The sequence below is a fragment of the uncultured Parasphingorhabdus sp. genome, from assembly GCF_963975555.1.
Lineage (GTDB): Bacteria > Pseudomonadota > Alphaproteobacteria > Sphingomonadales > Sphingomonadaceae > Parasphingorhabdus.
In genome coordinates this window covers 1-14,768 of the sequence record NZ_CAXBHH010000007.1, presented here as the reverse complement: position 1 = coordinate 14,768, position 14,768 = coordinate 1, and the positions used below count along the sequence as shown (strand labels likewise).

Here is a 14,768-nt window from a genome sequence, read left to right as displayed (position 1 = left end):
CGGGAGAGTGAGACATGCAAAAATATCTACAACATTATATCAACGGACAATGGGTTGATTCTATTGGCGGCACTTTGCATTCGGTCATCAACCCGGCGACCGAAGAAGCCTGTACAGAGATTACACTCGGCACCGAAGCCGATGTCGATGCGGCGGTAGCGGCGGCGAGAACCGCGTTTGAAACCTATAGCCAGACAAGCCGCGAGGATCGTCTCGCGCTGCTTGGCCGGATTGTCGAAGAATATAAAAAGCGGATCCCGGATATCGCGCGTTCGCTGGCAGAAGAAATGGGCGCTCCGCTTAGCCTCGGCGCAGCGGCACAAGCGCCTGCTGGCCTCGGTGGATTCATGGGAACGATTGCGGCACTGGAAGAATTCCAGTTTTCCCAACGACAGGGCGACAATACCATCGTCTACGAACCTATGGGTGTCATCGGCATGATCACGCCATGGAACTGGCCCCTGAACCAGATTGTATTGAAGGTGGCCCCTGCCCTTGCTGGCGGCAGCACCATGGTGCTGAAACCATCGGAAGAATGTCCAGGCAATGCGGCTATTCTCGCCGAGATCATGGATGCAGCAGGCGTGCCCGCTGGCGTTTTCAATCTTGTTCTGGGTGACGGCCCGACCGTCGGCGCGCGCATCGCAGCACATCCCGATATCGATATGGTAAGCTTCACTGGTTCAACCCGCGCCGGCATATTGGTCGCCAAGGCAGCAGCGGATACCGTCAAGCGTGTGCATCAGGAACTGGGCGGCAAATCGCCCAATCTTGTTTTACCCGGAGCGGACCTCGCTACGGTATTGCCACCGACGGTCGCGGGCGTTCTGATCAACACGGGACAGAGCTGCATCGCACCGACCAAGGTGCTGGTCCACAGCAGCCAGGCTGACGCTGCGACCAAAATGATCAGCGACATATTCGCCGGGCAAGAAGTCGGCGATCCGCTGCAGGAAGGCGGACATCTTGGACCTGTTGTGAACAAGGCACAATATGACAAAATCCAGGACCTGATCCAGTCCGCGATCGATGAAGGCGCAACGCTGGAAACCGGCGGAACCGGCCTGCCGACCAATGTAAACCGCGGCTATTATATAAAACCAACCGTATTTAGCGCCGTGAACTCTAGCATGCGGATTGCCAAAGAAGAGATTTTCGGTCCTGTTATCACCGTCATGTCTTATGATGATATCGATGCTGCGGTCAAAACCGCGAATGATACAGAATATGGCCTGTCCGCGGTTATTTCAGGCGACCCAGCCGAAGCGGCAAAAGTCGCCCCGCGGTTGCGCGCCGGAATGGTGGCGGTCAACAATTGGGCTCCCTCTCCGGGCGCTCCTTTCGGCGGCTACAAACAGTCCGGCAATGGTCGCGAAGGCGGTGCCTACGGAATTAAAGACTTTATGGAAATGAAATCGATTAGCGGCATTCCCGGCTGAATCGATACTGCGATCCAGTGATCGGTCGGAAATCGCAGCGGATGGGCCTGCGTCTCCGATCGATCATGGGCGTGCTTGCGGTTTGAAAACCGCGTAGGAAGCCGCATTCCACAAAACAGCCATCTCCGGGCTAACCGGCAACGGCCGCGACATAGCGCCTCTAACCTGACTTTCAGTTTTATGCCGGCGGGAGATTATCCTGCTCGCCCGGCTTTGCTCTCAGACGGCGAAAAGATTCCGGATAGTCGGAAAAACTTTGGTTAAATTTGCTGGAAATGAACTAAATTGGTTCCCTGCGTTATTATATCGTATAATCTGACGATTGTTGAACGCCATTTCCAAAAAGCCAGTGAAAGCTGTTTATGCCCACCCGTAGCCAAATCAGAAATTTCATCTTGAATGAATATAGAGATCGCCAGCTAAGCGACGCCAGGCTGGAGGAGCGAGGTGCATTGCAGCTGAGCGGCGACGCTTTTCACGCGCTGGCCGACACGATGCCGCAGATGGTCTGGTCGACTTTGCCCGACGGTGACCATGACTATTATAATGCCCGCTGGTATGAATTCACCGGCGCGCCCGCCGGTTCAACCGATGGTGAGGGATGGGCTGACATGTTCCATCCAGAGGACCAGTCAGAAGCCTGGAAAAGATGGAATCACAGCCTGACAAGCGGCGAACCCTATGAGGTCGAATATCGGCTCCGTCATCACACCGGCCAATATCGCTGGGTGCTGGGGCGCGCTCTCCCGATTCTCGGACCCGATCAAAAAATTCAGCGCTGGATCGGCACCTGCACGGATATTGAAGATGCTAAACAGGCTGCGAGCCAGAACGAGATACTGAGCCAGGAACTCAGCCATCGAATCAAGAATATTTTCGCGATAATCTCCGGCTTGATCAGCATGACTGCGCGCGGCGACGAGAATTTCCGCGAGCCCGCGGAAACGCTAAAGGGCCGCATTGCCGCCTTAGGCAGGGCCCATGAATATGTCCGCCCGCATAATGATAAAACGCAGGTCAAGATCGGCAAAGTCACAATTCGGCATTTGCTGTCCGAGATATTTGCATCTTACCCGGCATTCTCCGAAGACAGACTGTCGATTTCCGGCGGCGATATCGAGGTGACCGACCGCGCCGCAACGCCGGTTGCGCTGGTTTTTCACGAGCTGGCTACCAATTCGATGAAATATGGCGCGCTCTCTTCCGATGAGGGGCATGTGGATCTGGTGATCGCGCGCGATGGCGAGATGATCACATTCAAATGGTCGGAAAGTGGCGGACCTGCCATTCCGGCTCCGCCTGCCCATTCCGGATTTGGATCAAAACTCGTCGAAATGTCGGTTACCCAGCAATTGGGCGGGTCGATCGAAAGACATTGGTTGTCGGCGGGATTGCAAATTAATATGGCAGTTCAGGCCTCTCGCATGACCGGAAGCTAGCCGGGCTTAATTGAAGCGCTTCATCCTCGGTGGCGGCTCGACTTCGTCACCATTGTTCGAGACATCTACCAGATAATTCAGAACATCTTTCAGCACATCGATCTCGACCGGCTTGGTAACCGCACCAAGCGTTCCCTCGATGCCGTCTCCCAGTTGCTTGGGATTGGCAGTGACAAAAACCACCTTCACGCCGAATTCATTGGCCAGACGCGACCCGATGACCGGACCGGTAGGACCATCGCTCAGATTGACGTCGACGAGCGCGATTTCAGGCTTTTTCGCGACCAGTTCGATCGCAGAAGCTGTGTCATCTGCTACGCCGATACAATCATATCCCAGATTGCCGACAATCTGTTCCATTTCCATGGCGATGAGAAATTCGTCTTCGACGATCATGATCTGATGGTTCATTGAAATAGCCTGTTTTAGTCCGTTTGCTTTCCTAACGCAGCAAGCCTGCGACTGGTTCCCTCCAATAGGCTGAGATTTTCGATATCCGGAGCTGGAAGACGGTGAAGCGTAACGCATACAGTCTGAACCCCAGTAAGCCCCACAGTTATCAGCGAGGCTTGAATGCTTTGGAAATCTTGGGCCAAGTTGGTGGCCTAAGTAGGATTTGAACTGAAGACCTTGAGGTTATGAGACGGATAGCTGTAGAGTTATAACACTTATATTTATACGCTTTTATCCAACATTCCGGATAAGGTGCTAGAAAGTGCGTTAGCAAGCTCGCTAGTTTAGGCGGAACAGTTGTTCTTTGTGTTAGGTTGCTAACGCAAAAACTTTGAGATGCCAGGAAACCAGAAGCTTTTTCAATTTTCCCGTATCACAGCAAGATAAGCTTAGACGGCATAGCTCGAGACGTTCACCATTATGTATACAATTCGCCAAATGCGGCGTTTATATATGACCGGATTTGCCGTTTGCGGACTGTCTGCGTTTCGCCGCCTTGAAAAAACAAGCTGCCATTTAGATGTTGGCCAGGTTGATGGACATGTGGGGTGTCTCGCCCGGATTAGAGGAACGATTGCCATATTCTGAAAGTTGCGATCCACTATCCATCGATATCGTCTTCCAACGAAAATCGTGAAATATCGCAATTCCCCGACACCGTGACTTATCCAACGCTAGACAGCTCCAAAGATAACGAGCAGTGAGAGTTCATTCATGACCGCCCGACTTATCCCCCTCAGCGCCCTTTTGCTCGGCTCCCTGTTTCTGCTGATTGCAGGCGGGATAAACGGCCTGATTTTGCCGATACGCGGGTTGAACGAGGGCTTTAGCGCGTTTTCATTGGGCTTGCTTGGAACCGGTTGGGCGGCGGGATATGTGCTCGGGTGCATCTACACGCCGCTATTGGTAGCCGGGGTCGGTCATATCCGAGTGTTCGGAACGCTCGCTGCGACCGCTGCGATTGTCATATTATTATCGTCGATGTTCCCTAATCCATGGGCATGGATCCCGTTAAGAGCTGTCTCGGGCTTCTGTTTTGCAGGGGCGGCAATGATCGTTGAAAGCTGGTTGAACGAAGAAGTCGATTCATCGATCCGCGGTCAGGTTTTCGGAACTTATACGATGATCAATCTGGTGGGTTCAACCGGTGGACAATTGGTTTTAATTGGCGCCGATGTTTCCACGCCGTGGTTCTTCATGCTGGCCGCCATTTTCTATTGTCTGGCGCTGATCCCGACAGCGATCAGTTCCAACCGCGCGCCTGCGCCGCTGTTCGAGGTCAAACTCAACATTCCGCAGCTGTGGCGCAATTCGCCCGTCGCTGTGTTTGCCGTACTGATGATCGGCATTTCCAATGGTACATTTGGGGCGTTAGCGCCGGTTTACGCAGACAGAATAGGCCTGGACCTGACGACCATCGTTCTTTTTAGCAGCTTGCCTATTCTCGCAGGGGCCGCTGCCCAAATTCCGGTGGGCAAGGCGTCGGATCGGTTTGATCGCCGAAAAGTCCTTGTTCTTCTGGCTGTGGTTGCCCTCGCTGCGAATAGCAGTTTTCTTTTCATGCAGCCGGATACGGCATTGATGAATATCCTGATTGGTTCTGCACTCGGCGCTGCGATTTTTGCGATGTATCCGATCGTGGTGGCGCATGCTAACGACCACGCCGCTCCGGGCCAATATATCCGCACCAGTGGCGGGCTTTTGATGTTGTTCGGGATTGGCTCGATCATTGGTCCGTTTATTGGCGGCCTCGCTATCATGCTCTTTGGACCAATGGGCTTGTTCGGGACCATTTTCGGCGCACATTTGTTGATGGCGCTTTTCTCCCTCTGGCGAATGGGGCAGCGGGCACAAGTCGACGCAGACGATAAAGCGAGTTTTCAGAATGTTCCGTTGGCGCGAAATACCACGCCCGAAACAGAGGTGCTTGCTGATCGGCAGAATCAGGTTTGAGTTGCGACAAGACTACGGTCCCCACAATAGGGTAAGGGCCGGATGAATGCCCATGCTCTAAATGTGTGATATTTTTACCCGATTTATCCGCAATAGCTGGCTTTTACGTCCGATATGGATGGCCGCGCCCTGCCGGGACCAAAAAATATACTACTTCCTACGTCGTCACAAAGAATCAATTAAATCAGCCATTTAAGAGGAACAAAATTCAGCCTCCGGTGATTTCATCATGTGCATATTTAATGCTACGGTTCACAAAACCCGAATAATCGCTATAGGAGGCTTCAATATTGAAGGCCAATATCGCAGGGGGCTTTATTTTTTTGGCTTTGCAATGGGTTCGATAGGTTTGACCAGTCGGACGTGTTTTTCCCTTAAATTGTAACGAAAAAACACCAGAGGTTTATTTGATCTATTTGAAAACGGGCGCATCGCTCGCGGTTATCGCGGCGCTGGGCTGTGCATCGGCACAAGCTCAGGAAACAGTAAATACAACACCGAAACGGGGCGTGCAGGAAATAGTCGTTACGGCTACCAAACGCACTGCGGATTTGCAGGATGTTCCGGTCGCGGTTCAGGCCCTGGGCTCTGAAACGCTCGACCAATTGGGCGTCACGGTTTTTGACGATTATCTGCAGCAATTACCCGGCGTAACCGCTGGCGGCGGCGGGCCTGGACAAAGCACGATTTATATTCGCGGCCTTGCATCGACCACTCCCAATCTGACAACTGCCGGGGTTGCCGGTCTTGCACCCAATGTCGCACTTTATCTTGACGAGCAGCCGGTTTCACAGCCGGGCCGCAATCTGGACGTCTACGCAGCCGATCTTGAGCGCGTGGAAGTATTGTCCGGTCCGCAAGGCACATTGTTCGGCGCCAGCTCGCAAGCGGGTACCGTACGCCTGATCACAAACAAGCCGGTTCTGGGGCAGTTGCAGGCGAAAGTTAAGTCTGGCCTCGCTTTCACGAAAAGCGGTGATCCGAGCTACAACATCGAAGCAATGATCAACCTCCCGGTTACCGATCGCTTCGCCATTCGCGCCGTTGGCTATTTTGACAATAAGGGCGGCTATATCGACAATGTCGCCGGGACACGCAGCACAGTCGACAGCGCGCGTTTTCGCGCTGCCGGAACCGTGCGCGACAATGGCGTCCCTGTGAGCGCATCTCGCGACGGTTTGCAATCGGGCGCCGATTTGAGCGGTGTCAATTTCCTTCTGGCTGACAACTCGGCGCTGGCGGAAAAGAACTTTAACGATACGCAATATCTCGGGTTCCGGGTTAGCGGTAAATACGAGTTTTCAAACGACTGGAGCCTGACCGTCGCCCATGCCCGCCAGGGACTGGATTCCGATGGTGTCTTCTTTGAAGACCCCAGTCTTGGCGATTTGCAGATCGAACGTTTTGAACAGGATGAGATCAAGGATGATTTCAGCAACACCAGCTGGACTCTTGAAGGGCGGATTGGCGCACTGGAACTGGTTTATACCGGTGCCTATACCAAGCGTGAAACCAGCCAGCGGGTAGATTATTCGGACTATCTGTTTGTCGGACAATATCTACCTTATTATATCTGTGACGGCTCGGTTTCCTATCCGGGAGGTGCTCCATCGGGCACATGTCAGGCACCAAATCTGCTGGTCAATTCTCGCACAGAAACCGAAGTGATGACGCATGAACTGCGTTTCAATACTCCGGAAGACTATCCGTTGCGCCTGACCGCCGGCGGTTTCTACAGCGATCTGGAATTGTCGGAACGTAACGATTTCACCTATCCCGGCAGCACGGCGATTGATCTGTTTGGCGGTTCTTTTCCGGCCAATTTTTCACAACCCGGCGTGTTTAACACCGATAGCGGTGCTTATCCGGCAGGCGTAATCTTCCGCAATGATGTGCGTCGTACCGACACGCAATTCGGGATATTCGGTGAGGCCACCTATGATATCTCCGATCAATTCGCGATCACCCTGGGTGCTCGATATTATGATGTGGAAGTCGATCTGGAAGGCAGCGCGAACTCGTCTTTCTGTAATTCAAGCGGCGTTGACGAAAATGCCTTCGGCACGAACATCAGCGATCTCTATGATGGCGACGGCAGCTTTACCTTTATAGGCAGTTGCAACGATGCATTGCGGCAGACGTTCACTCAGGGCCAGACGGTAGCGGAAATTCAGGCCGCGGGATTGAGCCCGGCACAAGCGCAGCAAGTGTTCAACTCGCTGAGCGCACCGGACAAGGCAAAGACCGACGGCTTTATCTTCAAGGCCAATCTGACCTGGACACCGACCGAAGACTTGCTGTTCTATGCAACCTATTCGGAAGGTTTCCGTCCGGGCCTGTTGAACCGGCCCGGCGGAGCGCAAAGTCCGGGTGGATTTACCGTTCCCTTCGCGTTGGAAACCGATGACGTAACCAATTACGAGTTTGGCTGGAAAACTTCGCTCTTTGACAATCAGTTGCGGTTCAATGGTAGTGCCTTTTTTGTGGATGTGCAGAATTTGCAAACCACGATTTTTGACACGAGCATCACCAATCTGTTTTTCTCGGACAATGCAGCCAATGCAGAAATAAAGGGCATTGAAGCAGATCTTACAATCGCCCCTTATTCTCTGAGTGGCTTAACGGTGAGCGCGGCATTCTCTATTCTCGATACCGAGATTACCGACGTTCTTACGCCAACGGATGATGTGGTTGCCGGACGCAGTCTCGCTTATGCGCCGAGTTTTCAAGGCAATATACGGGCGCGCTACGAATGGAGTGCCTTTGGCAATTGGACAGCCCATGTTCAGCCGCAGGTCACCTATTCGGCATCTTCGGCAACCGATATTATCGAGATCAACCGGATAACATTGGATAGCTGGACAACATACGGCTTGTCCGCGGGTCTCAGCGATGACACGTGGTCATTGGAGATATTCGGTGACAATTTGACGGACGAACGCGCTGAAATCAGCGGCAATTTTGTCTATGATCGCGAGCGTATTACGGTCAACCGTCCGCTAACTGTCGGCGCGCGGGTTTCGTTCTCATATTGAGAAAAATAAAATCCAGGGAAAGCCGGCCAATGGGTCGGCTTTCCCTTCCATTGAAGGATAGCAAGACGCGCGCGCATGACTGAAACCGGTCTTGATATAGAAGGACAGCTAAAACAGGCGCGCGCTCATATGTATGAGGGGCGTTTTGACGCTGCGTTGCAATGTGCAGCGACGATTTTGCAGCATGATGGAAAGAATATCGACGGGCTGTATATAAAAGCTGTTTGTGAACGTTATCTCGGGCATACTGATAACGCGCTCATGGGCGTCGAGTTGCTGAAAAGCCTTTCACCTGATTTTGGCCGTGCGTATCAAGAAGAAGGCCATATTTTCAAAGCCAAGGGCGACGATGAAAGCGCGCTGGCTGCCTATCGTCGGGCTTGCCAGTGCAATCCGTCGCTACAGGCTAGCTGGAACGCACAGGCCGACATATTCGATCGCCGGGGCCAACGCGATGCGGCAAGGGATGCCCGTGGACAAGCACAGCGCATAGCTGCCATGCCAAAGCCATTGGTCGCGGTGTCACACCTCCTTTACGAAGGCAAACTTGTCAAAGCGGAGAATGCCTGCCGCCATTTCCTGCAAAACAATCCCCATAATATCGAAGCGATGCGTTTGCTGGCGGATATCGGCTCGCGTCTGGGCATATTGGAAGACGCCGATTTCCTGCTCGAAAGCGCGCTGGAATTCGAGCCGGACAATATCCAGGTCCGGATTGATTATATCCAGATACTTCGCAAGCGTCAGAAATTCTCCGAAGCCCTGAAACAAAGCGAAATATTATATCAGCGCGACCCCGAAAATGCGATTTTCCAATCATTATTCGCGATCGAATCCATGCAGACAGGCGACTATGATCGCGCACTGGATCTGTTTGAAAAGGTCTTGCTACAGCTTCCCGATGATCCGGTCACATTGACCTCCAAAGGACACGCGCTGAAGACTTGTGGCCGTCATGACGAGGCTGTCCGGTCCTACCAGAAAGCGTTCCAATCAGATCCTGGCTATGGCGATGCCTATTACGGCCTCGCAAATCTCAAGACCTACCGCTTCAGCGATGAAGAACTCGCCCTGATGGAATTACAGGCACAGGGCAATCGTCTCAGCTATCAAAACCGGATCCATATCTGCTTTGCGCTCGGCAAGGCATATGAAGACCGCAAGGAATATGACACGTCCTTTGGCTATTATGATCGCGGCAACGAACTGAAGCGCGTGCAGTCGCGCTACGATGCAGATCAGATGACCGTGGAACTGCAGGCGCAGATAACGGTCTGCACGCCGGCTTTGTTTGAAAAGCAAGCGGGTAAAGGCCATGACGCACCCGATCCGATTTTCATTTTGGGCCTGCCGCGTGCCGGCTCGACGTTGCTGGAACAGATACTCGCATCGCATAGCCAGATTGACGGGACGCTGGAATTGCCAAACATATTGTCACTGGCGCATCGGCTGCGGAGAGGTAAGCAGGCGCGCAATGACTCGCTATATCCTGAAGTTCTGCATGATCTGGATGCCAGCCAATTGCGCGATATGGGTCGGGACTTCATCGACAGCACCCGCATCCACCGGCAGGGCGCACCGTATTTCATCGATAAGATGCCAAATAATTTTCGGCATATAGGGCTGATCAAACTCATACTTCCCAAGGCGAAAATCATTGATGCACGGCGAGAACCGATGGCTTGCTGCTTTTCCGGTTTCAAGCAGCTGTTCGCCGAAGGGCAGGAATTCACCTACGGCCTGGACGAAATAGGCCGCTATTACCGCGACTATGTGCAGTTGATGGCGCATTGGGACACGGTGTTACCCGGCGCAGTGCTGCGCGTGCAGCATGAAGATGTGCTCGACGACCTCGAAGGGCAGGTCAACCGGATGCTGGATTATCTGGGCCTTCCGTTCGAACAGGGCTGCATCGATTTTCACCAGACGGAACGGGCCGTTCGCACGGCTAGTTCTGAACAGGTACGCCAACCAATCACCAAAGCGAGCGTCGATCTATGGCGCCATTATCAACCGCATTTACAGCCGCTGAAAGATGCGTTGGAAAACACAGCAATGGAGCCTCAACAGTGAGCGGAACCGAGACAGCAGCGACGAACGGAATCGATAATGATTATGAGACCGATTATGAAGCGGGTCAGGACAATGTGAATACGTTCGGGCTGGAGATGCACAATCCGGTCTTCTTTATCAGCGCCTTCCTGATTATCACGTTCGTACTCCTGTCTTTGATATACCCGCACATCTCTCAAAAGGGGCTCGAGACAACCAAAGCCTGGACTTTGCAATATTTTGACTGGTTCTTTGTCATTGCGACCAACTTCGTTTTGTTTTTCTGTGTTGCCATCGCTATCTCGCCTTTGGGCAAAATTCGGCTGGGAGGGACGGATGCCAAGCCGGAGTTCGGTATGGCTTCCTGGATTGCGATGTTGTTTTCGGCCGGTGTCGGAATTGGCATGCTGTTCTATGGCGCCGCCGAGCCAATGGCCTATTATACCGATTGGGGCGGAACACCGTTGAACGTCGAAGCACTGACGCCTGAAGCCGAACGTCTGGCGCTTGGTGCCACGGTTTTCCATTGGGGCCTGACCCCCTGGGCAGTCTACGCCGTAATCGGTCTGGCGCTAGCCTTTTTCTCCTTCAACAAAGGGCTGCCGCTTACCATCCGTTCCGCTTTCTATCCGATATTGGGTGAAAGAATATGGGGATGGCCCGGACATTTCATCGACATTCTTGCCGTGATTGCGACTCTGTTCGGTTTGGCGACATCATTGGGTTTCGGCGCGCAGCAAGCAGCGACAGGCATCTCCTTTCTATTCGGGGTCGAGGCAAGTTTGACATCTCAGCTATTGCTGATCGTCGTCATTTCCGGCCTTGCTATCATTTCGGTGATGCGAGGCATGGACGGCGGCATAAAATTGCTGAGCAACATAAATATGGTTCTCGCCGCATTGCTTCTGGCATTTGTTTTTATCGCAGGACCGACGATGGCGATTTTCAGAGGCTTTGGCACGGCGGTCACAAGCTATGTCGAATATGCTATTCCACTGAGCGACTGGAACGACCGGGCAGACAAGATCTGGTATCACGGCTGGACGATATTTTACTGGGCGTGGTGGATAAGCTGGTCGCCCTTTGTCGGCATGTTCATCGCGCGCATTTCCAAAGGCCGCACAATCCGTCAATTTTTAACCGTGGTACTTGTAGTGCCGCTGATCGTTGCCATCATATGGTTTACGACATTCGGTGTTACGGCAATAGAGCAGGTCAAGGAAGGCGTAGGCCAATTGCCTGACGGTATAAACGAAGTACCGCTTGTGCTATTCCAGATGCTCGAGAATATGCCATTTCCCTTTATCGCGTCGTGCCTAGCGATTATTTTGTTGATCGTATTTTTTGTGACCTCATCGGATTCCGGTTCGCTGGTCATTGATGCGATTACCGCTGGTGGAAGAACCGATGCACCCGTGTCTCAACGTATTTTCTGGGCGGTATTGCAAGGTCTGGTAGCAGCGGCACTATTGGTCGGTGGCGGTGCGGCTGCACTAGGGACGCTCCAGGCCGGAACGATCGCAAGCGGCCTGCCGTTCACAGTCGTATTGCTCGTTTGTTGTTACAGTCTGTTCAAGGGCCTGATGTCAGAATATCAGCTGTTGCAGGCTGGCAAGCTCGCCGATTGATGACAAACACTTCCACTCGTCCATAGAGAACGCTGCAATCAGAAAAGTCTGGTGCCGACCGGAACCTCTATATCGGGTTTGAACAGGACCACATGACCGGACGAATCCGGGAAACCCAGTGTGAGAACCTCGGACATGAATTTGCCGATCTGCCGAGGAGCAAAATTGACGACCGCAGCAACTTGCCGATCCAGCAGTTCCTCGAGCCGATAATTTTCCGTGATTTGCGCAGATGACCGCTTTGTTCCAATGACCGGGCCGAAATCAATCAACAATTTATAAGCCGGCTTTCTGGCCTCTGGAAATGGTTTCGCCTCGATAATCCGTCCTACGCGAATATCCACATAAAGAAATTGGTCGAAGTTGATCTGCTCGCAGGCGGGCGCGTCAGGGTCGTGGTTTACATGCATACCGTATTTTTAGCACCATGCTTACGCTACGCCAGCAGTTTTTAAGCTTGTTGCAATTCTTCGCGAAACGGGATGTGCTTATCATATTTGCATCAGACCAAAAGGTAAGATGGAAACATATTTCCTCCATCCAGTAATATTTCCTTTTGCTCCCGTTGCAGACATCAAGCGCCTTCCCGGTGGACATCCTCAAAAGCTTAAATATTACTACTCATGACGGGAGACCCAAGCCCGCTCTTGAACCACTGACCAAGCGGCTGGTTCAGAGCAGGAAAAAACAGCGTGTAATAATGACATGCTCCCGGTCAGAGGCACATTGTCCGCTTATAGGATCAGCGGCTGGCAGCAATTACGCCCGAAACTCGGCGCATTTCGGACCGACGGCAATTCGGCCGTTTGCGGGCTGTCTGCATTTAGTCTGCAACGCCGACAAAGCGGACCATGGGGCTCGCGTTTGAGAAACGTCCGCCTACGCCCCAACACCGGCCGCTCTTCTTTGCGAAAGTTGCAATACCGAACCACTATTGTAGCGCCGCTGCTATGGCCCCTTATTCCCGATATGCGCAGAATCACAGTAGTTTGAGACTGTGTCCACTTTCCGGCCTCATGGCAGATGGTCGTCTAGAAGCAGCAAAGCCTCCAAAAACTGGCATGAACCCTATGCGGAGTTCCGATCAGAAACCCATCTGACGAGAAGCTAGATCTCGCATAATTTCTTCGGATCCGCCGCCAATCGCCATAACTCTAACTTCACGATAAATCCTTTCAACACGGTGACCGCGGATGAAGCCAGCACCGCCCAGAATTTGCATAGCCTCGCGCGCACAAAACTCCATCGTTTCGGTTGCCTGGACTTTCAGCATCGCCAGTTCCGCAATCGGACTTTCGCCGCTCATGACACGCCACGCGCAATTGTCGAGAAACGCAGTGGTAGCCCACACCCGTTGAGCCATGCTGGCCATTTTGTGGCGGATCACTTGATGATCTGCCAGGCGTTTGCCGAACGTCTGGCGTTCTTGCGCCCAGGCTGCAGCATCTTCTATACAGGCCCGGGCATAGGCGGTCGCTTGCGCTGCCATGCCGAGCCGCTCACTATTGAAGTTCGCCATGATACCGTAGAAACCTTGGTTCTCTTGACCGATCAAGGCGTCAGCGGGTACAAATACATCATCAAAGTGGATCGTTGCAGTATCGCTGCTCCACCAGCCCATTTTTGGCAATTCCGTCCGGCTAACGCCCTCGCTTTCGAGGTCGACGAGCATAAGTGAAATGCCGGCCATTCCATCCGCGCCGGTTCGCACTGCCGTTGTCATCCATTTCGAGGTCATCCCGCCAGTAATGAAAGTCTTGGACCCGTTGATCCGCCAGCCATTGCCATCACGCACCGCTTTGGTTTTGAGCTTCGCCACATCGGAGCCGCCAGATGGTTCGGTGATACCTAGACTAATCTGCTTCTCACCTGAAAGAACCCGCGGAACGATTTCCTGCTGCATCGTCTTGCTTCCCAGTCTCATCACTGGAGGCAATCCGATACCGTGGATCATCAAAGCCGCAGCGATACCGCCGGCCCCAACGCGAGAAAGTTCCTCGCTGGTAATGATCGCGTGGAATGCATCCGTTTCGTCACCCGCGCCGCCAAGTGCTTCGGGATAATTCATCCCCAGCAAGCCGGCTTCGGCAGCCTTGGGGTAAAGGTCGCGCGGAATGCGACCGGCGCGCTCCCATTCGTCAACGTAGGGCATAATCTCCCGGTCGACAAAATTGCGGACACTATCACGCCACAACGAATGACTGTCGTCCATCCAGGGACAAGGGGGACGAAGACCATCGAATGTTATGTCACTGTTTTTTTTCATCGGGCTATTGGCTATCTTTCAGTTAGATCAAAGGCGGGAGGAACCATTGGCCGTTAAGTATTTTCTCGTCAGGCCATTAAATTCTGAGCAGTGTCTTGAAATTCCCCTTGGGCGCAGGCACCCAGTTGACATTCGCAATTTCCGGCTTGCTGTTCGACAGGTAGAAGTCGAGGCTTCCCTCTGCATTATAATTCAGTTCACAATTGCTCCCCAGAGAATAGCGGTTCTGCTCGTTGGCTTCAAGATAACCCTCCTCATCGTAGTTGGTCACAGACCAAAAGGCAGATGTTGGGGGTAGATCATTCGGCTCAGAATGAATCTTGTAGACATTGTGACCCTGTAATGGATTCAGATTTTCATCAAGCTGCGGCACGCCGTAAACAGCGTCTTAAACCAGATTTGCACCTACTGACATTGATGGTTCTGCGCGCTGGGTTTTCAAGAAAGTAGCGGGTTCAGGATCGTCGAACGTGAACGCTAAAGCAGCTTTTCGCCAAACGAAC

At 52.9% G+C, this 14,768-nt stretch carries 10 protein-coding genes; 6 read left to right on the top strand and 4 right to left on the bottom strand.

Going from position 1 to position 14,768, the window contains the following annotated elements; all coding sequences use genetic code 11:
* Positions 1 to 14: 14 nt before the first annotated feature.
* Both AAC060_RS13155 and AAC060_RS13150 read left to right on the top strand, forming a co-directional pair.
* On the top strand, positions 15 to 1,439 hold the full coding sequence (locus AAC060_RS13155) for an aldehyde dehydrogenase family protein (RefSeq protein ID WP_339826954.1): 1,425 nt from the start codon (positions 15 to 17) through the stop codon (positions 1,437 to 1,439).
* A gap of 395 nt (positions 1,440 to 1,834) precedes the next feature.
* Positions 1,835 to 2,878 carry a PAS domain-containing protein gene (locus AAC060_RS13150; RefSeq protein WP_339826952.1) on the top strand — a complete coding sequence of 348 codons (1,044 nt, stop codon included), beginning with the start codon at positions 1,835 to 1,837 and terminating at the stop codon, positions 2,876 to 2,878.
* Between the two features lie 6 nt (positions 2,879 to 2,884).
* Here AAC060_RS13150 and AAC060_RS13145 read toward each other — a convergent pair whose 3' ends face one another.
* Positions 2,885 to 3,289, bottom strand: coding sequence for a response regulator (locus AAC060_RS13145; protein ID WP_339826950.1), 405 nt, complete (start codon positions 3,287 to 3,289; stop codon positions 2,885 to 2,887).
* A gap of 756 nt (positions 3,290 to 4,045) precedes the next feature.
* Here AAC060_RS13145 and AAC060_RS13140 point away from each other — a divergent pair.
* The 4 genes from AAC060_RS13140 to AAC060_RS13125 all read left to right on the top strand — a co-directional run bounded on the left by AAC060_RS13140 (position 4,046) and on the right by AAC060_RS13125 (position 11,999).
* Entirely contained in the window at positions 4,046 to 5,284 is a 1,239-nt protein-coding gene (locus AAC060_RS13140) for an MFS transporter (RefSeq protein WP_339826948.1), read from the top strand.
* A gap of 407 nt (positions 5,285 to 5,691) precedes the next feature.
* Complete coding sequence (locus AAC060_RS13135) at positions 5,692 to 8,319, top strand: TonB-dependent receptor (protein ID WP_339826946.1); 2,628 nt, start codon at positions 5,692 to 5,694, stop codon at positions 8,317 to 8,319.
* 75 nt (positions 8,320 to 8,394) lie between these two features.
* Positions 8,395 to 10,392 (top strand): sulfotransferase, encoded by a 1,998-nt coding sequence (locus AAC060_RS13130; protein ID WP_339826944.1) that lies wholly within the window; start codon positions 8,395 to 8,397, stop codon positions 10,390 to 10,392.
* Positions 10,389 to 11,999: a BCCT family transporter gene (locus tag AAC060_RS13125; RefSeq protein ID WP_339826942.1), complete on the top strand. Its 1,611-nt coding sequence runs from the start codon at positions 10,389 to 10,391 to the stop codon at positions 11,997 to 11,999. The genes AAC060_RS13130 and AAC060_RS13125 overlap by 4 nt, the downstream gene beginning before the upstream one ends.
* Before the next feature lie 38 nt (positions 12,000 to 12,037).
* Here the strand turns inward: AAC060_RS13125 and AAC060_RS13120 are convergent, their stop codons facing one another.
* From AAC060_RS13120 to AAC060_RS13110, 3 genes are all read right to left on the bottom strand, one after another.
* The gene (locus AAC060_RS13120) at positions 12,038 to 12,409 is read right to left on the bottom strand and encodes a tRNA-binding protein (RefSeq protein WP_339826940.1); all 372 of its coding nucleotides are present in this window, start codon (positions 12,407 to 12,409) and stop codon (positions 12,038 to 12,040) included.
* 674 nt (positions 12,410 to 13,083) lie between these two features.
* The gene (locus tag AAC060_RS13115) at positions 13,084 to 14,265 is read right to left on the bottom strand and encodes an acyl-CoA dehydrogenase family protein (protein WP_339826938.1); all 1,182 of its coding nucleotides are present in this window, start codon (positions 14,263 to 14,265) and stop codon (positions 13,084 to 13,086) included.
* A gap of 76 nt (positions 14,266 to 14,341) precedes the next feature.
* A complete protein-coding gene (locus AAC060_RS13110) occupies positions 14,342 to 14,638 on the bottom strand; it encodes a DUF1214 domain-containing protein (protein ID WP_339826936.1) in 297 nt (98 codons plus the stop codon).
* Positions 14,639 to 14,768: the final 130 nt, after the last annotated feature.